Origin of the sequence: Rhizobium sp. Root1212, assembly GCF_001424985.1 — a bacterium.
Taxonomy (GTDB): Bacteria; Pseudomonadota; Alphaproteobacteria; order Rhizobiales; family Rhizobiaceae; genus Pararhizobium.
On sequence record NZ_LMDA01000002.1, the window covers coordinates 1 to 21,427 of the forward strand.

Annotated in this window: 13 protein-coding genes and 4 pseudogenes; 12 read left to right on the forward strand and 5 right to left on the reverse strand. The window is 59.4% G+C overall.

Annotated features, from left to right (window positions below; all coding sequences use genetic code 11):
• The 4 genes and pseudogenes from ASC86_RS24975 to ASC86_RS26495 all read left to right on the forward strand — a co-directional run.
• Nucleotides 1-117, forward strand: a pseudogene (locus tag ASC86_RS24975) (electron transfer flavoprotein subunit alpha/FixB family protein); the annotation flags it as partial.
• Between the two features lie 110 nt (nt 118-227).
• Nucleotides 228-533, forward strand: a 306-nt coding sequence (locus ASC86_RS07085) for an ACT domain-containing protein (protein WP_348270760.1), incomplete at its 3' end; no start/stop codon positions are given.
• Between the two features lies 1 nt (nt 534).
• Nucleotides 535-1,227 (forward strand): annotated as a pseudogene (purU, locus tag ASC86_RS07090) (formyltetrahydrofolate deformylase); the annotation flags it as partial.
• A 3-nt stretch (nt 1,228-1,230) separates the two neighbouring features.
• Nucleotides 1,231-1,981: pseudogene (locus tag ASC86_RS26495) on the forward strand (tetrahydrofolate dehydrogenase/cyclohydrolase catalytic domain-containing protein); the annotation flags it as partial.
• Nucleotides 1,982-2,186: 205 nt separating this feature from the next.
• Here the strand turns inward: ASC86_RS26495 and ASC86_RS07105 are convergent.
• The 3 genes from ASC86_RS07105 to ASC86_RS07115 form a co-directional block, all read right to left on the reverse strand.
• Nucleotides 2,187-2,516, reverse strand: coding sequence for a hypothetical protein (locus tag ASC86_RS07105; RefSeq protein WP_156386942.1), 330 nt, complete (start codon nt 2,514-2,516; stop codon nt 2,187-2,189).
• A complete protein-coding gene (locus ASC86_RS07110; protein WP_056318408.1) occupies nt 2,507-2,758 on the reverse strand; it encodes a hypothetical protein in 252 nt (83 codons plus the stop codon). Before ASC86_RS07110 ends, ASC86_RS07105 begins: the two co-directional genes overlap by 10 nt.
• 167 nt (nt 2,759-2,925) lie before the next feature.
• Nucleotides 2,926-3,852 carry an AraC family transcriptional regulator gene (locus tag ASC86_RS07115; RefSeq protein WP_244477546.1) on the reverse strand — a complete coding sequence of 309 codons (927 nt, stop codon included), beginning with the start codon at nt 3,850-3,852 and terminating at the stop codon, nt 2,926-2,928.
• A 191-nt stretch (nt 3,853-4,043) separates the two neighbouring features.
• On the opposite strand from ASC86_RS07115, the gene ASC86_RS07120 reads away from it, so the two are divergent.
• The 4 genes and pseudogenes from ASC86_RS07120 to ASC86_RS07135 all read left to right on the forward strand — a co-directional run bounded on the left by ASC86_RS07120 (nt 4,044) and on the right by ASC86_RS07135 (nt 7,449).
• Nucleotides 4,044-4,844 carry a DUF2092 domain-containing protein gene (locus ASC86_RS07120; protein ID WP_082509929.1) on the forward strand — a complete coding sequence of 267 codons (801 nt, stop codon included), beginning with the start codon at nt 4,044-4,046 and terminating at the stop codon, nt 4,842-4,844.
• A complete protein-coding gene (locus ASC86_RS07125; protein WP_056318415.1) occupies nt 4,841-5,155 on the forward strand; it encodes a hypothetical protein in 315 nt (104 codons plus the stop codon). Before ASC86_RS07120 ends, ASC86_RS07125 begins: the two co-directional genes overlap by 4 nt.
• Before the next feature lie 220 nt (nt 5,156-5,375).
• Nucleotides 5,376-6,809, forward strand: a complete 1,434-nt coding sequence (locus tag ASC86_RS07130; RefSeq protein WP_244477557.1) for a DUF1254 domain-containing protein — start codon at nt 5,376-5,378, stop codon at nt 6,807-6,809.
• Between the two features lie 186 nt (nt 6,810-6,995).
• Nucleotides 6,996-7,449: pseudogene (locus tag ASC86_RS07135) on the forward strand (DUF2721 domain-containing protein).
• Between the two features lie 221 nt (nt 7,450-7,670).
• On the opposite strand, the gene ASC86_RS07140 reads toward ASC86_RS07135, so the two are convergent.
• Nucleotides 7,671-8,786: a LuxR C-terminal-related transcriptional regulator gene (locus ASC86_RS07140; protein WP_244477548.1), complete on the reverse strand. Its 1,116-nt coding sequence runs from the start codon at nt 8,784-8,786 to the stop codon at nt 7,671-7,673.
• A gap of 242 nt (nt 8,787-9,028) precedes the next feature.
• On the opposite strand from ASC86_RS07140, the gene ASC86_RS07145 reads away from it, so the two are divergent.
• Nucleotides 9,029-9,760, forward strand: coding sequence for a response regulator (locus ASC86_RS07145; protein ID WP_082509931.1), 732 nt, complete (start codon nt 9,029-9,031; stop codon nt 9,758-9,760).
• Nucleotides 9,761-9,862: 102 nt separating this feature from the next.
• Here the strand turns inward: ASC86_RS07145 and ASC86_RS07150 are convergent.
• On the reverse strand, nt 9,863-12,469 hold a 2,607-nt coding region (locus ASC86_RS07150), incomplete at its 5' end, for a calcium-binding protein (RefSeq protein ID WP_210170352.1).
• Nucleotides 12,470-13,551: 1,082 nt separating this feature from the next.
• Here ASC86_RS07150 and ASC86_RS07160 point away from each other — a divergent pair.
• The 3 genes from ASC86_RS07160 to ASC86_RS07170 all read left to right on the forward strand — a co-directional run bounded on the left by ASC86_RS07160 (nt 13,552) and on the right by ASC86_RS07170 (nt 20,709).
• Entirely contained in the window at nt 13,552-14,340 is a 789-nt protein-coding gene (locus ASC86_RS07160) for an outer membrane beta-barrel protein (RefSeq protein ID WP_056318433.1), read from the forward strand.
• A gap of 181 nt (nt 14,341-14,521) precedes the next feature.
• Nucleotides 14,522-19,741: an Ig-like domain-containing protein gene (locus tag ASC86_RS07165; protein WP_056318439.1), complete on the forward strand. Its 5,220-nt coding sequence runs from the start codon at nt 14,522-14,524 to the stop codon at nt 19,739-19,741.
• Nucleotides 19,738-20,709, forward strand: a complete 972-nt coding sequence (locus tag ASC86_RS07170; protein ID WP_056318442.1) for a M10 family metallopeptidase C-terminal domain-containing protein — start codon at nt 19,738-19,740, stop codon at nt 20,707-20,709. Before ASC86_RS07165 ends, ASC86_RS07170 begins: the two co-directional genes overlap by 4 nt.
• The last annotated feature ends 718 nt before the right edge of the window (nt 20,710-21,427 follow it).

Consider the following 21,427-nt stretch of genomic DNA (forward strand, 5'->3'; position numbering starts at 1 on the left):
AGTAAGGTCATCGTCGCCATCAACAAGGACGAGGAAGCGCCGATCTTCCAGGTCGCCGACTTCGGCCTCGTCGCCGATCTGTTCGAGGCCCTGCCGGAATTGCAGAAGGCCATGTAAGGCCGGGGCATCGCACTCGCTTGCCTGATATTTGCCTCCCAAGCAACGGATGGCGCGGTTCAAAGGGCCGCGCCATCCTTCTGATATCCATGGTTCCGGAAATACGTCTAATGAAAAGCCACATCCTGACCGTATCCTGCAAATCCACCCGCGGCATCGTTGCGGCCATCACCGGCTATCTCGCGGACAAGGGCTGTTACATCGTCGACAGCTCGCAGTTCGACGACCTGCAGACCGGCCTGTTCTTCATGCGCCTCACCTTCACCAGCCAGGAAGGCGCGACCATGGAAGAACTGCAGAAGGGCTTCACCCCGGTCGCCGATAAATTTGCGATGAACTGGGATCTGCTCGACAGCGAGCACCGCATGAAGGTGCTGCTGATGGTGTCGCGTTTCGGCCATTGCCTAGATCGGAAGNGGCTTCACCCCGGTCGCCGATAAATTTGCGATGAACTGGGATCTGCTCGACAGCGAGCACCGCATGAAGGTGCTGCTGATGGTGTCGCGTTTCGGCCATTGCCTGAACGACTTGCTCTATCGCTGGAAGATCGGCGCGCTGCCGATCGAGATCGTCGGCGTCGTCTCCAACCACTTCGATTACCAGAAGGTCATCGTCAACCACGACATCCCCTTCCACCACATCAAGGTGACCAAGGAGAACAAGCCGCAGGCCGAAGCCCGGCTGATGGAAGTGGTCGAGCAGTCCGGCGCCGAACTCATCGTGCTCGCCCGCTACATGCAGGTTCTGTCGGATGCCGTCTGCAAGAAGATGTCGGGCAAGATCATCAACATCCACCACTCCTTCCTGCCCTCGTTCAAGGGCGCCAATCCCTACAAGCAGGCCTTCGAGCGCGGCGTGAAGCTGATCGGCGCGACGGCGCATTACGTCACCGAAGACCTCGACGAAGGTCCGATCATCGAGCAGGACGTCGCCCGCATCACCCATGCCCAGTCGCCGGAAGACTATGTCTCGATCGGTCGCGATGTGGAGAGCCAGGTTCTCGCCCGCGCCGTGCACGCCCATATCCACCAGCGCGTGTTCATGAACGGCAACAAGACCATCGTCTTCCCCGCGAGCCCCGGCTCCTACGCCTCCGAGCGCATGGGCTGATCGATGAGAGCCGCCATCGTCGACGGCAAACAGGTTGCCGCATCCGTGATCGACGCGGTGAAGGCGGCAACGACGACGCTGGTGCAGGAAGCCGGCGTCAAGCCGGGCCTCGCCGTCGTCATCGTCGGCAACGATCCGGCAAGCCACGCCTACGTGTCAGCCAAGGGCCGGATGGCCAAGGAATGCGGCTTCGCCTCCGTGCAGCACACGTTCCCCGAGGAGACGACGCCTACCTCGTCGAGGCGTTGAACTCCGACCACAGCATCCTCGTCCAGCTGCCGCGGCCTACGCACTTCAATTCCGAGCCGATCATCCAGTCGATCAGCCAGATCCAGCTCGGCGTCAAGGCTCATCCCGAACGCTGCGTCATCGGCCATCCGTCAACTTGCCGCATCTGATGCCGCTGGTCGAGATCTTCGGCGGGGCGAAAACCGCGGAAGAGACGATCCGCCGGGCCGACGCCTTCTACACCGCGATCGGCAAAAAGACTGTGCGGATCAACAAGGAACTGCCGGGCCACGTCGCCAACCGGCTGCAGGCCGCGCTGGCGCGGGAGGTGTATCATCTCACTGCCGAAGACGTGCTGAGTGCTGCCGACGTGGATGCCGCCTCGATCTATGGGCCGGGATTGCGCTGGGGCATCATGGGCAACATGATGCTCAACCATCTCGGTGGCGGACCTGGCGGCATCGAGCATTTCCTGCACCAATTTGCCGGCCGGATGACCGCCTCGTGGAAAAGCCTCGGCTCGCCGGTGCCGGTTTTGCCGGGATTGCGGTGGGGGCCGCTCGCTACCGCCGATGCCGATCAGCTGCTGAGTTGCCACGGATGCGGACCCAGCCTATTTCGGCCATGACGGGTTCGAGGTTTTTGCATCATAGCTCAAAAACCTCGCAGGTGCCGCCGCGGAGAAAGAGTCTTCGCGGGGAGGCGTTTGACAGCGCCATGATGTTCCGACATCATTTTCGGTGCAATTGAAGTATTGCGTTCGGAGCGATCATGGCGAAGTCCGAATATCTGGCGCTGGCCGATGCGATCGCCACGGATATCGCAAGCGGTACGCCGACCGTCATCGCTGCCGCGCTTTCCGGGGCAGTGGCGTGCCAGATTTTTGCGAACTGGGTGGTGCCGGCGACCGTTCCTACGATCAGGGAACCGAGAATAACAAGAATACGCAAGGGGTGCCTTTCCAAAGTCGATGCAGTGCCGGGGATGTCCGCATATCCCTCCACATAAGCAGGACACGGCTTGATCCGGTAGGGCACGCACAAGACGATGGTCAATGCCACATGGTATCAGTCGTCTCGGCTAGGTCGGATGCGGTGATCCATATGCGTCCGTCGAACGCGAGTTCTCCGCCATCGAGCTTGCGGCTGGCGATCGTCTCGAGCAAGGCGAGGTTGCAACGAACATCGCCAATCATACTGTCATTGACCACGCAGACTGCCTGAAAGCAGCCGCCATCGTGCATGACGATCAAGGTGTGATGGCGGTTTATCAGAATTTTTCCTGGGAGTGACACGAGCCTCATGCTGTTTCCTTCCGTAAGAGATTGCGGAAAGCCCCGGCTGAAGGGTCGGAAAATATGGTTAACAAAAAGTTAAAGATTGCGATAGTCTGTCACCGGACGAGCAAACCTACCCTGCACGGTTTGTCGCCTGCCGATTTTCGCTCCGCAGCACGTCATCGTGCATCACGTCAGCCGTGGAAACGGGATGGCGCGGCGCCTGTCCAGCGTTTGAATGCGCGCGTGAAATGTGCGGGATCGCTATAACCCAGCCTATAGGCGATTTCGGTCAAGCTATGCCCACCTTCGCGGATCAGTTGAAGCGCCTCGCTTCGACGGGTCTCGTCTAGCAGTTCCTCGAACTCGACGCCGCAGGATTTCAGGCGCCTCTGCAGGGTGCGGGTAGACACACGAAGTCTCGCCGCCATGGCTTTCAAGTTGTGATCCGGTTCGCAGGAGAGCCTGTCGCTGAGCCGCCGCGCCACCTCCACAGCCGAGGTCAGCGCTATTGTATCCTTTGAGGGTAGGGTTTCCTGTATTTTGAGGGGACAATCGAGCAATTCGCGATCGATTTCGATCATGTCGTGCTCGCAACCCAATTCGATATTGGGTCCCCAGCATTCTTCGAGTGCCTCGGCTCCGCGTGTTTTCGCCGCGGTCAATCGAACCTTTATTCCGGATGCTTCACCTGCCAAAAGCGGCACTTTTCGTAGAACCGCAAGACTGCCGAAGATGAATTGCCTGGGATCGAATTCACAATGGTTTGCGAAGCGAAAGACGATACGAGCGGTTTTGCCCTCCACCAGGAAGCGTACATCCGAACCGCGGTGGATCGAGGACACATTGCCGGACGCGAGCGCGCAAGCGTGAGCCACGTCCCTTGCTGCCAGGATGGATTGCCCCCACCCACCGAACTCACGCAAGTCCGTCGAAGAGCCTATGTGTGCGCCGGCGAACGGGTCTCCCGCGATGGCCGCCAGTTCATTGCCCAAGCGAAAACACTGGGCGCGCGGAAGCCACCCGTCGGCATTCTGGAATACGTTGGGCGAGATATCGAGGCGTTTGCAGAACTCGATCACCGACACATCGTGCTTCGCCAGATAAGGCGCGATGGCCAAGAACGTCCTGATCCTGATCGAAGGTGCAGTATTCAACACTCACAACGCTAAATTGGCGTGAAAAGGCAAGACGCAAGGGAAATACTATAGCAGTATATCACCGATTGGAAATGCTCCGGGTGGAGGTTGTGATGGCAGCGGAACCGAAAGGTATCGCTGCATGCGCCGGGCGGCGAAGGTGGTGGGGGCAAATGAGCAAATTCAAACTGAAATGGTCCGGTGCGACCCGGCGCGCATGTACATCGATCGTGGCGGCGACCGCCTGTGCGGCGGCATGGCCCGCTTCGGCCCAGGATCCGATAGAACCAGCGGCGGTCAAGGTTCTCGCGGCGATGAGCGACAATCTCAAGTCGATGCCGGCACTGAGCGTCGACTATGACGCAGATCAGGAGGTCATCGATCTCGAAGGGCAGAAGATCCAGTACAGCGCATCGGGTACCATCGCGCTCGATCGTGCCAAGGGGTTTCTGTTGACGCGCAGGGGGCCTTTTGCCGATGCGGAGGTGATATTCGACGGCAAGACGATATCGCTTCACGGCAAAGACACGAATGTCTATGCGCAACTCCAAAGTCCCGGACCTAGCGTCGAGGAAGCGACAGACGAACTGCGCGCCGAAACCGGTCTCGATGCACCCGGTGTCGATCTGCTGGCAAGCGACCCGTATGTCCTTCTCACGGACGGCGCGACCCAGGGAACCGTTGTCGGATCGGCGTTCGTCGGCGGGATCGAATGCGATCACCTCGCTTTCAGAACAGATACTGTCGACTGGCAGATCTGGATCAGCAAGGGCAGCAAACCGCTGCCGCTCAAATATGTCATCACGACCAAATGGGTCACCGGCGCGCCGCAATATTCGCTGCGCCTGAGCAATTGGAAATCGGGTGCCATCGACGCCACCCAATTCAAGTTCACGCCACCGGCGAACGCCAGGAAACTCGAACACGTACATGCTGACGTCACGGGAGAGATGTCGGGGGAGGAGGGACAATGAGGATGCGCAAGGTTTTTTGTACCGCGATCGCCGGCTTTGCCATGCTCGCTGCCGACAATCTTCTACCGATGCCCTTCGGCCCGTTCGTTCCGGAGGCCCAGGCAATCGTGGGTCGGCCTGCGACCCCCGGCAGCGTGGCCGGCGTTGCGCGCCGCACCACCCGCCGGGTCATCCGCCGCTCCACGATCTACGTCGCCGCGCTGCCCGCCGGTTGTGTCAGGACCAGTGTCAACGGCGCCGTGATCTGGCGCTGCGGCGGGGCCTACTATCAGCCCTATAACGGGCGTTACGTCGTCGTCTACATCGACTGACGCCAGAGCCTGTTGCACAGGTTCATCTAAATCTTCAGCCTTCTTCACCTCGCGTATTGCCCTGAATGTCTGGAGCGACCGTAACTTGACGGCCGTCTCCGTGGACTTCCCGCTAACCGAAAGGAACCATACCATGAGTTACTCGCTGAAAGCCCTCCTCGGAGGGGCCTCCGTACTGGTCCTTCTTGCCGGAACCGCTCACGGGCAGACGGCGTCGAAAATGGAGATGACGACGCCGATACCGGATTCCATCACGACTCCAGGCAAAGTTGAAACACGGCTTGGAACCTTGAATTTCGTCGATGGTTTCCCGGACGAGGCCACGTCCGAGAAAATCTACGACAACCTCGACTTCATGCGCGGTGTCGATGCCTTTCTCAATGCCATGCCGGGCGCGTCGGTCGAGGCACTGAGGGTTGGCCTTGCCAGCCAGGGTGCGGACAACAACCAGACCGTTCTCATCTTCGAAGACCTGATGGACTCGCACTCGCTGTTCCTCACGGGCAATACGGAGAGCATCTACAATCTGATGTGGCTCGATACCAAAGCCGGGCCGCTGGTGATCGAAACACCGCCCAATATTCTGGGCATGATCGATACCCACTGGTTCGAATATGTCGGGGATGTCGGAAATGCCGGGCCGGACCACGGCAAGGGGGGCAAATACCTGTTGCTGCCCCCCGGCTATCAGGGCGAGATCCCGGACGGCTACTTCGTGCTTCGCAGCCCAACCTACGGCAACCTGTTCTTCTGGCGTGGTTTTCTCGAAAACGGCAGCACGAAGACCGCGGTCGACAACACCAGGAAATTTGCCAAGGTGTATCCGCTGTCGGATGTCGCCAACCCACCGCCGATGAAATTCATCAACGTCAGCGGCAGGGAATTCAATACGATCCATTCCAATGACTTCCACTTCTACGAAGAGGTGAACAGCCTCGTGCAGAGCGAGCCGAACGAGGCCTATCACCCGGAAGTGCTTGGACAACTTGCCTCGATCGGTATCGAGAAGGGCAAGCCTTTCTCGCCCGACGAGCGAATGAAGAAGATTCTGACCGAAGCCGTCGCAGTCGGGAACGCGACGGCGCGCACGATCACCTTCAACACGCGGATGAAGGAGGCTTACTACTATCCCGATAGTGCCTGGTTTACCGGTTTTATCGGCGGCAGCTATGAATTCCTTCAGCAGCCCGGCGTTCGCTACCTCGACGCCCGCGTGCTGTTTCATTACTACGCGACGGGCATTACACCGGCGATGGCGATAAAGCGTGTCGGCATCGGCTCGCAATACGCAGTGGCGACGACCGACAGCAGGAAAAAGCCCCTCGATGGCAGTAAGACCTACAAGATTCACCTGCCGCCGAACATTCCGGCCAAATCCTTCTGGTCATTCGTCGTCTATGACAATCAGACTCGCTCGATGCTGCAGACCGATCAGCGGTACCCGAGTATCGGCAGCGACAAGAAGGATCTTGTCGTCAATGCAGATTCGTCTGTGGATGTCTGGTTCGGCCCGAAAGCGCTGGTAGGTCACGAGGCTAACTGGGTGCAGACCGTTCCCGGCAAGGGCTGGAACGTCCTCCTGCGGCTCTATGGCCCGCTGGAACCGTGGTTCGACAAGTCCTGGAAGCCCGGCGAATTCGAACCGGCCAAGTGAGGACGGGATAATTGCCACGGACGGATTGCAACACAAGCATTGCTGGCGGGATTCCATCGGCAATGCGTGCCTGGCCCGTTGGGTCGGCCTCGGCCGGATATAATCAGTTGCGATTTGAGAGAGCGGCAGCTTCAAGGCATCGTTGCTTCGCGGGGAGCACGTGCACCAGCCACCTGAGGTACGCCTATGGATACGCCGCCTATCGTCAACGACCTTGCCTCTGTCATCCAGACGTCCCTGGCGCCGGTGTTTTTGTTGGCTGGTACCGCAGGCTTTGTCAGCATCTACACCATGCGCCTCGCAAGAGTATCGGATCTGCTGAACAAGGTTTTGGATAGCGGCGAACAGGGCAAATTGATCCGCATTCAAATCGCGTATCTGCGGCGCAGGGCGCTGACACTGGAGGTTGCGGCCGTGCTCGGAGTGGTCGCGGCCATCTGCACCGGCGGCGCGATCCTGAATCTGCTCGCCGGCGCGCTTTCCATCGGCCTGCGCCAGGAAAACCCTTTTCTGGTTTTTCGGTGGTGCGATCGTTTCGCTCATTGGACCGCTGGTTGCGCTCCTGGTTGAAATGATGATCGCGGGGCGCAACCTGTTGCGGCAGATGCGAATGGACGGAATTCCTGTTGGGCAGGATTGACGGATGGTCGTCATGTCAGCAGCCGGATGCCGCGCGGATCGTCGTCGTCTGCTCCGGTGATCAGGCCGGACCGAAAACATCGAGCAGGCGCCCGCCACCGGGTCCGGGTGTTCGGATTCATTGACCTCGGGCATCATCGGCTCTCCGCCGTCTGTTGCTTGCGACCGGCGGATCGAGCGTCGACTTGCGCCAGATCGTACACGCCCGGCGGCCAGGAAAGTTCAAGCCGTGATGATCGGCGACGTGATCGTCGACAGGAGTTTGACGAGATCGGCCTGCCGCGCGGTATTGGTTTTGGCGAAGATCCGGCCGAGATGCGTCTTCAGCGTATTTTCGCTGATGGCAAGGGTTGCCGCGCATTGCGACGCGGTCAAGCCTTCGCCGATCTGCAGGACCACTCGCGCCTCGGCCGGAGTGAGGTCGTAGAGAGCGATGAGCACGTCCGCCGGCGGTGGCGAGGCGGAAGTGGTCGTCGAAATGAAGACGGCGGCGCAGGCGGGGCGAAAAGCCGCGCGCGACGTTCCTTCAGTGAGCGGCAGGACATAGGCCACGGCGGGCGGATCGCCCGGTGCCGAGATCGGCAGACCGATCCCGCGGGACCCCAACGATGCATCCGCTTCCGCAGCGGCAGTGATCGCGTCCAGCAGAACATGGGCGACGGCCGGCGACTGCGCCTGAAGGACTCCGTTTTTCGTTCGAAGCGGCGTCTGCGCGGAAAGCATGCGCTCGGCATCGGTATTGGCGTAAAGAACCCTGCCATCCGCCGCCGTCAGCACGACCGGGACCGCCAGACTGTCAAGTACACCACGATAGAGGTCGGTCGTTACCCGTGTCTGGTCGAGCAGATCGCCGATCAGCGACGCCCGGCGTAGATGCGGTGAAAGCAAAGCGAGGAACCGCTGCTCCTCGGCGCTGATGCGTGGGCGATCCGCCCATGTCGTCGTACTGAAGAGGCCGATACGATCTGGCGTATGCACGAATTTCGTCGTGCATCCTTCCCGCAGACCCTGCGGTTTGGCCCACTCCTGAAAAAATGCGGATCGCTCCAATTCTCCTTCACTGACAACCGACAAAGTGGTCACCGGCTGGTCGATGTCACCGGCGATTGCCGCCTTGAGGCCGGGAATGTCGTCAAGTTCATAATCCTGAAGCGCCTGCATGCGGGAGTGGTTCCATGCAGACCGCGCTGCAAACCGGCCGCGGCGATCGGAAATGCTGGTCAAGGCGATGGTCGAATACGCCGCATCGATGGTCTTCGTGATGCGGGTCATAACACCGGCCCAGCCTTCCGGGTTGAGCGCGCAATCGTAGATGTCTCCGATGATGGACGAAAGCATTTCGTTTCCTGATGTATCGACAATTCCCATCCGCAGCAGGCCTTCCTTTCCAGTAAGCGGTGTGAGCTTAGAGCATTTTGGGAAAGCCGGCATAGGGGAGAAAGCGCAGTCCCGACGTCATACTTCCGGGTGACGACATCGGAATGCTCCGGGCTTAGATGCGTGCATGCACGCTCGAATAGCCGCCCGCTTGCTTCCGGTGACACGGGCACGCCAAAAGCCACTTCAATTCGGAGAGCTATATGGAGAACTCTTTCATCCAACGGCCCAGGTTGATCGTCGTCGATGACGAGAAGCATCTGTGCGAGATGGTCGCCGAATTCATGGAATGGGACAACTTTTCCGTGCGGATCGCGCATTGCAATCGTGAGCTGGACCGGCTTCTGGCCGACGAGGGCGCCGATCTCATCATGCTCGATATCAATTTGCCCGGCGAGGACGGTTTGGCAATCCTGCAACGGATACGGCGGACCAGCAACACGCCTGTGATGATGCTGACCGGTGCCAGCGATATCACCCACAAGATGGTCGGCCTGGATATCGGCGCGGACGACTATATGACAAAGCCTTTCGATCTGCGTGAGTTGCGATCAAGGATCAGGGCCATCCTGCGCCGCCATCAAATGTCGGCCCAGCCCGCCCCCGCGGCGGAGAAAAACCTCAAGCCGTTCGGCAAGGTCTTCGTCAATCTCGACACACGCTGCCTGATCCACGCGGATGGAACGGTCGAGCCGGCAACGGCCATGGAGTTCGATCTGCTTCAGGTCTTCCTGGCCAATCCAGACAGGGTGCTTACCCGTGACAGGCTTCTCGATCTTGCCCACAGTCGGGGCAGCGATCCATTCGACCGCAGCATCGATGTACGGATTACCCGAATCCGAAAAAAGATCGAGCCTATCCCGTCCAAGCCGCAGGTGCTCAAAACCGTCCGCGGTGCCGGCTACATCTATGTCTCGGCAAAGCGAATGGCGTAGCAGCTGTGCCGAAGCGGCGCTGGAAATCAACGTGGTTTTTACGGACAGTGCACTTCCGAATTCGGCAGGGAGCCTGATATCTCAAGCTCCCTGCCGCGATAATCAGAGCAGGAAATCACCAGCCGTCAAGGTTACGGCATCATCGAGATGGATGATGAAATCGGCGACCTTGTCACCGTTGACGTCGCCATAGATGTAGGTGTCGGATGCCTGCTTTTCGAAACGCAGCTCGCCGTTCGTGCCGCTGAACGCAGCGGTCCCCTTGAACAGGAAGCCCTGATCGCCCGTGAGCGCGGCATTGGCGTCGATCCCAGTCAGGCCGATCCTGTCGCCCTGACTTTGGCTGAAATCGTAGATCGTGTCCTGCCCGGCCGTTGCGACGGTCGTCTCCTCGACGCCCTTGAAGAGGAAGACGTCGGCACCCGCGCCGCCGGTCAATTGGTCGGCTCCGATCCCGCCCACAAGCACGTTGGCGCCGTTGTTGCCGGCCAGCGTGTCTTTGTGGCTGGTTCCCGTCAGGTTCTCGATAGAGATATAGCTATCGCCCTTGGCATCACCGGTATTGGCTGCAGCATTCGCCAGACTGGCGACGACCCCGGCGGAAGCGCCGGCGTAGGACGCGGTGTCGATGTTGGCGCCGCCATCCAGTTTATCGGCTCCCGCCCCGCCGATGAGCGCGTCGTTTCCCGCACCGCCGAAAAGGGTGTTGAGACCGGAATTGCCGGTGAGAGTATTGGCGAGTGCGTTGCCGGTTACATTGATGTTGGACACACCCAAAAGCTTGAGGTTTTCGATCGTCGCATAGGTGGAAAGGTTGCGGGAGATCAGCGAGGTGATCGTATCGACGCCGGACGCGTCCACGACCTTGTCGTTGCCCGAGCCCAGCACATAGGTATCGTTGCCCGCGCCGCCGTCCAGCGTGTTCATGCCGGCATTGCCGGTCAGCACGTTGTTCAGCCCGTTGCCAGCGGCGTTGATGTCGCCCGAACCGGTCAGCGTCAGGTTCTCGATAGTCGAATAGGACACAAGGCTGCGGCTGATGCTGGAGATGATCATGTCGTTGCCGGCGCTATCGATCACCTTGTCGTTGCCTGAACCCAGCACATAGGTATCGTTGCCGGCACCGCCGTTTAGGGTATCCACGACGTTGTCCGCGCCGCCGTCGAGGATGTTGTCGCCGCCATTGCCGGTGATGATGTTCACCAGGGCGTTGCCGGTGCCTTTGATATCGGCCGTGCCCTTCAATGTGAGATTTTCGATGGCGGCATAGGTTGCAAGGCTGCGGGTGATCGTCGATGCGATCGTATCGGTTCCCGTGGTTTCGACGATCTTGTCTGCGCCGGCACCCAGGACGTAGGTGTCGTTGCCCGCCCCTCCCTTCAGCGTATCGACGACCGTGTCATTGCCGCCGTCGAGAACGTTGTCGCCCTCATTGCCGGTGAGGACGTTGACGAGCGCATTGCCCGTTCCGTTGATGTTGCCCTTGCCCAGCAGCGTCAGGTTTTCGATGGCCGGATAGTCGCCAAGGCTGCGGTTGATCTCGGATGTGATCGTGTCGATGCCGCCGCTGTCGACCACCTTGTCGTGGCCGGTGCCTAGGACATAGGTGTCGTTGCCCGCCCCGCCGTTCAGGGTGTCGATAACGTCGTCATTTTCCAGGCCGCCATCGAGAATATTGTTGCCGGATGTGCCGGTGATGACGTTGGCGAGATCGTTGCCCGTGCCGTTCAGATTGCCGGTGCCGAGGAGCTTGAGGTTTTCGATAAGCTTGTAGTCGACGAGATTCCGGCTGATCGTCGAGGTGATCGTATCCGTTCCGGCGTTGCTATCTCCGGCGGCCCCTCCGAAGTCATATACGAGATCGTTCCCGTCGCGCAGGATATAGGTATCGTTGCCATCACCGCCATCGAGGATGTCCATGATATTATCGATCCCGCCATCGAGCGTGTTATTCCCGCCGTTTCCCATGACGTGGTTCGAGAGCGCGTTGCCGGTTCCGTTGATATTGCCGTCTCCGAGCAGCCGCAGGTTCTCCATGTCAAGAAAATCTGCCAGCGTGCGCGTGATCTCCGTTCCGATCGTGTCGTTGCCGCTGCTGTCGATGATCGCGAAGGGTTTCGCGCCGAAGATATAGAAATCGTCTCCGGTTCCGCCGTCCACGGCATGATCGATCGTTCCGCCGCGATTGTCGAACGTATCGCTTCCGTCACCAAGGGATATGACACCCTTGATCGTGCCGTGGTTCTCGATCCAGTCCCCGCCGATCCCGCCCTTGATTGCGATCCCGTCGGATTGTATCGATCCTTCGTTTTTCACATGGTTGTTGTCTGCACCGTCATTGCTGGTCAGTTCCACGCCAACAAGCTTGGCATCGATGACGCCCTTCGCTTCGATGAAGATACTCGCGTTTGCTTTCTTGCTGACAATGCCGTTGTCGGCCTCGATAAGGCCGGCATTGGTGACGTAGCCGCCGGCAAGCTCCGTGAAATCGAGATAAATTCCGGTCTTGGCGTGTATCGTCCCCTCGTTGCGAATACCCATCTTGGTGGCATTGGCATAAATGCCGATATTGGCGGCGGTGATCTTGCCCAGGTTTTCCGCGTAGGTGTCTTCGCCGTAAAATGCGATGCCGTTGTAACCATGGATGGTGCCCATGGTATCGACCTGGAGGATGGCTTTGGTTCCCTCGGAAAAGATGCCCGATTTATANGCGACGCTCGTGTTCCAGCGCTACAACGGATAAGACGATCCAGGTTTTCCGCGTAGGTGCCTTCGCCGTAAAATGCGATGCCGTTGTAACCATGGATGGTGCCCATGGTATCGACCTGGAGGATGGCTTTGGTTCCCTCGGAAAAGATGCCCGATTTATAAATCCCGTCGGCGACGATGTCGCCCGCGGTGACCAGAACGCTGTCGTGGTATCCAAGGTTGTTGACCATGCCATGGCCATTGGCCACCTCCAGCGAGGCCCCCATGGCGACGTCCCAGTTTTGGTTCGACTGGTCTACGAACAGGGTGGAGGTCTGATGGCCGGTGATCGTCTTCGACATGAGTGGAGCTTCCCAAAAAAGTAGAGTTGCCTCTCACTATCGACGCTCTGTTTCAGTCTGGAGGTCTGATGGCCGGTGATCGTCTTCGACATGAGTGGAGCTTCCCAAAAAAGTAGAGTTGCCTCTCACTATCGACGCTCTGTTTCAGTCTGACTTCCTGGGCGGGCAACTATATTTCAATTGCTTCAGGACGGCTAAAACCTCGCTTTTTTATCTACGCGATGTCGTCCTTCCACCAGGAGTTCCATGGATGCATACATCTCTGCCCTGACGGATCTTTTTGCGCCGCGATCGGCGGGCTGGCCTCGTTCGCTACCGCCTGTATGACGGATCGGTCACAGCCGCCGGGGCTCTTCTCTTCCATCCCTATCGTCGGCCGACAGATGCTCCTCGCATCGCCATTCCATTACGCCGCCAGCACAATGTGTTGATCGAGCTCGTCGAACCAGGTCCGGGGGAGAACTGCGTGGGTGCGGCTGAGGCGGCCTCGCACCCGCTCAAGCGCTGTTCGAAAGGTTGAATTCGATAAGGCCGGCGCGAGACTCGCGAGGTTGAGCTCAGCGGCATTTTCTGACCCCTGTCTAAATTAGCGAATTTATTGTTTCGGCAGCAAAAAATCTATGTTCGAGACGAGATTAAGGTCAAAAATGGGCATGGACGAACGCGCGCAAATCGTGCAAGGCTGGCAACGTCTGGTTGGGCATTCCAGTGCCGCCCCAGATTTGGTAGAGGAATGTTTTTATGCCGTGTGCCCTGCGTCGCGCCTTGCCGTTACACTTGCTGGTGCTCGCCACCGGTATCACCGTCTGGGCTGCCGTGCCGGCTGCGGCGGAGGATCCGGCTGCGAAGGCAAGCTCCTCCTGGAGCGGTTGTTATGTTGGCGGCAATCTCGGCTATGTCCGCGGCCGGGTGGCCGCAACCGACATGCCGTTCACCGACGGCCCGTTTGCGGGATCGGGCTTTGCCTGGAATTCGGCCGGGCCAGATTATGAATCGATCGATATGAATAACGGCCAAGGCGTCTCCGGCGGCGTCGAGTTCGGCTGCGACGCCGAGCTCATGGCCGGTGATACGCCACTGGTTGTTGGCGGCCTCGTCGATTTCAACCTTCTCGACCTTTCCGACGACAGTGCCTCAAAGCTCTATTCCGATACGAAGACGGGCTACAGTATCGACTGGATCAGCAGTTTCCGGGCGCGCGCCGGTCTCGGCACGGACGACATGCTTTTCTTCGTTTCCGGCGGTCTTGCCGTCGCTGATATCGATGTCGGCGCCTCCGATCATGTGACGTTGCCGACCTTCGGGCGTATGGACGTATCAGGCGGCGGTACGGAAACGGGCTGGGTGGCCGGTGCCGGCGCGGAGTGGCGCGTAAAGCCAAACCTATCCCTGTCATTTGAATATCTGCATTACGATTTCGGCACGGTGACCGCGACTGGCGCGGCAATCGTGCCGGTGGGTGGATTTCCGCGCTTCGAGAACGATGTTCGGCTCGATACGGTGCGGATCGGACTGAAGTGGCGGATGTGACGACGCTTGCCTGACCGGATCGACGGGTTCGCTCAGCAGCTTCGACGACACATCAGACAGAGACAAAACCATTGTCTGTTCACGGGCATGATGTCCGAAAACGCAATTCCATCGAGCGAGACAACCGGCCTCTGAATGCTTGCGGCAAGCATCGTGGTCCATATGATTTTTTGGGGGAACGATGACCGATACTGCCATGGCGACGATAGACGAGGCGAAATCCGGCGGTGGGCAGCAGGTCGTGTTCATCGATTCCGGGCTTGCGGATGCACAGGGTCTGGCGGCGCTTCTGCCAAGCGATGTCGAGGTGGTCTGGATCGATCCGGCAGCCGATGCAATCGCGCAGATGGCCGAATGGGCGGCGGGCAAATCCGGCTATGATACCGTTCACATCATCTCCCATGGCGAGCAGGGCAAGCTGCTGATAGGCAATACGCCGGTCGATGCTGCAGCGCTGACGGCGCATGCGGCGGAATTAGCGCATCTGGGCGAGGCGCTCAGCGAGACCGGCGACATTCTCCTCTATGGATGCGATGTCGGCGCGGGAAGCGAGGGGCAGGCATTTCTCGCAGCGTTCGCCGAGGTCGCGCAGGCCGATGTTGCTGCCTCCACCGATCGCACCGGTGCATCCGAAAAGGGGGGAGACTGGGTGCTGGAAGTCACGTCAGGCGTGGTCGAGTCCCAAGGGTTGGCGCTGACGTCCTACCAGGACGTGCTTGCGTCCGGAGTGCTGACGTTCACCGACAGTCCCAATAGTCCGACCGCCACAGACGGGGTCGTGTCGAACGACATTGCCGGCATCCAGTTGCTGATAACGAACGGCAGTGGTCACAACTGGACCTACGAGCAGCCCTATTCCGTTGCCGGTGACGGTATTGCGGTTGACTATGCGGGCAGCGACCCGTCCTCGTTGATTACGATCAAGAGCGCATCGACGACTGACAATTTCAGTTTCAGTTCGATATTCATCGCAGACTACGGTGGCATGAACATCACGGTTTCTGCCTATGACGATGGCGTTCTGATCGGCTCGGTCGACCTGATCCTGTCTAACAACGGCTGGGAGAACACATTCACCCAGTCCAATGGATTGACGGCTTCGATTTTTCAGAATGTTGACGAGATCCGCCTGACACCTCAGAGCACCCCAGGCATGTGGCTTGTCATCAACGATATCGGCATCGCCGATGCCGTTCTGCCGAATGCGGCGCCCACCTTGGGCACTGTCACGCCAGCCGGTGTCAGTCAGGCCAATGCTGGCCAAACCAGCTATTCCTTCACCGTCAGCTATGCGGACAGCGATGGCACGATCAACGCTGCATCTATCGGAGTGGGAGACGTTACAGTCTCGAAGGGCGGCGTGTTTCTCACGGTTGTCGGTGCGAGCTGGAACGCCGCCACCGGTACAGCCACCTACACCGTCACGCCCGCTGGCGGAACCTGGAACGACGCAGACAACGGCACATGGACGATTGGTCTCGTTGCAAACCAGGTCTCGGATGACGATGGTGCGTTTGTTTCAGCTAATAGCAATGCGGGCAGTTTCTCGGTATCGATGGACACCACACGCCCGACCGCGACCGTCGTCGTCTCGGACAGCGCACTGGCGGTCGGTGAAACTTCGCTGGTGACCATCACCTTCAGCGAGGCTGTCACCGGCTTTACCAATGCTGACCTCAGCGTTGCCAATGGCACGCTGAGCGCCGTGAGCTCGTCCGACGGCGGCATCACCTGGACAGCGACGTTGACGCCAACCAGCAGCATCACGGATACCACCAACGTCATCACCCTGGACAATACCGGCGTGACGGACGGTGCCGGCAATGCCGGAAGCGGCACGACCAATTCCAACAATTATGCCATCGATACCGTGCGCCCGACCGCGAGCATCGTGGTCTCGGACAGCGCACTGGCGGTGGGTGAAACCTCGCTTGTGACCATCACCTTCAGTGAGGCTGTCACCGGCTTTACCAATGGTGACCTTATGATCACCAACGGCACGCTGAGTGCCGTGAGCTCGTCTGATGGCGGCATCACCTGGACGGCGACGTTGACGCCAACCGCCAGCATCACGGATAGCACCAACGTCATCACCATCGACAATACCGGCGTGACGGACAGTGCTGGCAATGCCGGAAGCGGCACGACCGATTCCAACAATTATACCATCGACACCGTGCGCCCGACGGCAACCATCGTGGTCTCGGACAGCGCCCTGGTGGCAGGCGAAACCTCGCTTGTGACCATCACCTTCAGCGAAGCTGTCACCGGCTTTACCAATGCCGATCTCAGCGTAGCCAATGGCACGCTGAGCGCCGTGAGCTCGTCCGACGGCGGTATTACTTGGACAGCGACGCTGACACCCACCGTCGGTATCGTGGACACGAGCAATGTCATTGCCCTGAACAATACAGGCGTGACGGATATCGCGGGTAACTTGGGAAGCGGCACCACGAATTCCGGCAACTACACCATCGATACCGTGCTCCCGACGGCGACTATAATCGTCGCGGACAACGCGCTGGCGATTGGCGAAACCTCGCTTGTGACCATCACCTTCAGCGAGGCTGTCGCCGGCTTTACCAACGCCGATCTCAGCGTTGCCAATGGCACGCTGAGCGCCGTGAGCTCGTCCGACGGCGGTATTACCTGGACGGCGACATTGACGCCGACCAGCAGCATCGCGGACAGCACCAACGTCATTACGCTCGACAACACCGGCGTTTCGAACGCATCCGGTAATTGCGGAAGCGGCACGACCAACTCGAATAACTACGCCATCGACACCACGCGCCCGACAGCGAGCATCGTGGTCGCGGACAGCGCGCTGGCGGTAGGCGAAACCTCGCTTGTGACCATCACCTTCAGCGAGGCTGTCACCGGCTTCACCAATGCCGATCTGACGATTGCGAATGGCACGCTGAGTGCCGTGAGCTCGTCTGATGGCGGTATTACCTGGACGGCGACGTTGACGCCAACCGCCGGTATCACGGACAGCACCAACGTCATCACCCTCGACAATACCGGCGTGACGGACGGTGCTGGCAATGCCGGAAGCGGCACGACGGATTCCAACAATTATGCCGTCGACAGCCAACGCCCGACCGTGACCATCGTGCTCGCCGATGCCACGCTGACGGCGGGCGAAACCACGCTGGTCACCTTCACGTTCAGTGAAGCCGTCACCGGCTTGACCAATGCCGACCTGACGGTCGCCAACGGTACGCTGAGCGCGGTGAGCTCGGCCGACGGCGGTATCACCTGGACGGCGACGCTCACGCCCACAGCCGATATCGCGGACATGAGCAATCTCATCACTCTGGCCAATGCCGATGTGACGGACATTGCGGGCAATGCCGGAACCGGCACCACCAATTCCGGCAACTACACCATCGATACCATGCGCCCGACGGCTACCGTCATCGTCGCGGACAGCGCTTTGGCCGTGGGTGAAACCGCGCTTGTGACCATCACCTTCAGCGAGGCTGTCACCGGCTTTACCAATGCCGATCTGACGATTGCCAATGGCACGCTGAGCGCCGTGAGCTCATCCGACGGTGGCATTACCTGGACGGCGACGTTGACGCCGACCGGCAGCGTCACGGACACTAGCAACGTCATTACGCTCGACAACACCGGCGTTTCGAACGCATCCGGTAATTCCGGAACCGGCACAACCGATTCGAACAACTATGCCATCGATACCCAGCGTCCGACCGCGACTGTCGCGGTTGCCGATGCCACGCTGACGGCGGGCGAAACCTCGCTTGTGACCATCACCTTCAACGAGGCTGTTACCGGCTTCACCAATGCCGATCTGACGGTTCAAAACGGCACGCTGAGCGCCGTGAACTCGGCAGATGGCGGGGTCACCTGGACGGCGACGCTGACGCCCAGCGCCGGTATCACGGATACCAGCAATCTCATCACTCTGAACAATACCGGCGTGGTGGATGCCGCGGGTAACTCCGGAACCGGCACCACCAGTTCCAACAACTATGCGATCGACAGCGTGGTCCCTGGTGTTGCGTCGATCCTTCGCCTCGGCAGCGGGACCACCAATGCCAGCAGCGTGCAATATACGGTCACGTTCACGGAGAATGTTTCTGGTGTCGACGCTTCCGACTTTTCTCTGACCACGACGGATACGGCAGGCGGGACGATCGCCAGTGTCACGCAGGTCACCGGCAGCACCTATACCGTCACGGTCAACGGCATCACCGGCGATGGCACATTGCGGCTCGATCTCGACAGTAGCGGTACTGGTATTGCCGACACAGCCGGTAACGCCATTGCGACCGGGTTCACCACCGGACAGACCTATGACGTCGACCGTGTCGCGCCCGTCGTCACGTCCGTCGGTGTCCCTGCAAATGCGACCTACGCCGGCGGCGACAAGCTCGAGTTTACCGTTCATCTCAGCAGTGCCGTGGTCGTGAATACGACCGGGGGCACGCCGAAGATTGCCGTGACGCTCGATACCGGCGGTACGGTCTATGCCAGTTACGAAAGCGGCAGCGGGTCGTCGTCGCTGGTTTTCCGCATGCCCGTTACCGCTAGCCAGACCGATATGACCGGTATTGTTCTTGGAACCGGCATCGTTCTCAACGGCAGCACGATCCGTGACACCGCCGGCAACGCTTTGGTACTCGGTCTGAATGGAGTACCGTCGACCACCGCGATCCTGATTGGCAACGATGCCCCGACGCTGACCGGCGATCTCAAGGCGACGGTTGCCGAGGGCGGGTCCTATAAGCTGACGGCCGCCGATATTGGCTTCAGCGACCCCGACGACAGCGCGTCCGGTGTCCGGTTCACGGTGTCGAGCCTTGCGAACGGCACTGTGCTGGTCAACGGCAAGGCGGCCACCGGCTTTACGGCGGCCGACATCGCAGCGGGCCGGGTGACCTTCCGCCATGATGGCTCGGAGACGGTCAAGGCCTCCTTCAAGATTGCGGTCGAGGACGGCAACGAGGATGGCTCGGTAGCGGTCAAGTCGAACTTCAACGTCACCGCTAATCCTGTCAACGATGGCTTTACGGCGGCCGACATCGCAGCGGGCCGGGTGACCTTCCGCCATGATGGCTCGGAGACGGTCAAGGCCTCCTTCAAGATTGCGGTCGAGGACGGCAACGAGGATGGCTCGGTAGCGGTCAAGTCGACCTTCAACGTCACCGCTAATCCTGTCAACGATGCCCCGACACTGACCGGCGATCTCAAGGCGACGGTTGCCGAGGGCGGGACCTATAAGCTGACGGCCGCCGATATTGGCTTCAGCGACCCCGACGACAGCGCGTCCGGTGTCCGGTTCACGGTGTCGAGCCTTGCGAACGGCACTGTGCTGTCAACGGCAAGGCGGCCACCGGCTTTACGGCGGCCGACATCGCAGCGGGCCGGGTGACCTTCCGCCATGATGGCTCGGAGACGGTCAAGGCCTCCTTCAAGATTGCGGTCGAGGACGGCAATGAGGATGGCTCGGTGGCGGTCAAGTCGAATTTCGACGTCACCGTCAATCCCGTCAACGATGCGCCCACCCTCAAGGTGATGCAGACGCTTTCCGCAATCGCCGAGGATGTATCGACGGTTTCGGCTCGCAAGGTGGCGGATCTCACGGTTCTCGATGCCGACGGCGGTAGCAACAAGCTGTCGCTTGCCGGCGCGGACGCTGCGCTGTTTGAAATTCGGGGCAATGCGCTTTGGCTGAAGGCGGGCGTGAAACTCGATTTCGATACCAATCCTTCCTTGAACGTCACCGTGCGCCTGGATGATCCGAAGATCGGAAGCAGTTTCGAAGCATCCGAATCGCTTGAGATCACGGTCAAGGACGCGACGAAAGAGGTGCTTGGAACACGCGGCAACGACGTGCTCGCGGGTGGGAAAACCGATGACTATCTTGACGGCATGGGCGGCAACGACATCATCAAAGGCGGCGACGGCAAAGACATTCTCCTCGGCGGCGCCGGCGTCGATACGCTGACGGGCGGCGCAGGGGCCGATATCTTTGTTTTCCGCTCCATCGGCGATTCCGCCGAGGGAATTTCGGGATATGTGAACAATGTGACTCTCGGTGTGCAATCCGGCGCGGGCAAGCGCGACATCATCACGGATTTCACCAGCGGTCTTGATAAGATCGACCTGTCCCCGATCGATGCGAACACAAAAATGGCATCGGATCAGGCCTTCGTCTGGCGCGGCAACGCGAATTTCAGCGGCAAGGCGGGCGAGTTGATCTTCCGCCATTTCAACGAAGCAGGGACAGCGATGGACAAAACTATCGTCTATGGCGATGTCAATGCCGACGGCCAGGCGGATTTCCAGATCGAAATCAGCGGGCTCTCCGCGTTGCGGGCCAGTGATTTCATCCTTTAGGAGGAAAGCTCAACCCCGACGCATTCTGACATAAACGACAAGTAGTTCGTCGATATCATGACCGATGTCGGAGGGTTCGGCGCCGCCTCCGAGGTCACCTTGAAAGGGGCGGCACCCATCGGTTGTAGCTGGACGGACACCATCGCCAACTTCCGCAACGATATAACCCAACACGGTGTGCTATGAGGCGAGTAGCGATGAACATCCTCTCGGACTGACCCCAGTATCGCCTTGGGGCCGACCGGACGAAATATACGCCGCTAGGTTTTGGCAGGTCGGTTATCGCGCGGAAAAAGGCGATCATATCGCGGCCAAGCTCCATCCAAGGCGGTAAACAACAAGCGGCCTTCCATATCTCTCGATCGGATATGTCCTCCGGATCTGGGGTCGTTTTCAGTTCAATCCGGGGATATGCTCAGCCCACAATCTCGAAGATCGCTGGTGCATCTAATTTCAGGCTTTCACGTATTGCCTTGACGCGCTTTTCTGAATCCTCGGAACTTTATGCCCAAAGATCGATACCCCAGACATCGCCATCGAAATTGTATTCCAAGATGAACAAGTACATCGGGCGTGCTGTCCTCGCCGATTTTGGGAATTGTAGAGTTAGGCCGTTTTTTCCCTGCATTGACGGGTTCGATTGTGTTCGTTGACCATCTACTAAATTAGCAACGTTTACCGATCAAGGGACGTTGGCAACCTCTGGCGATTTCCCCAA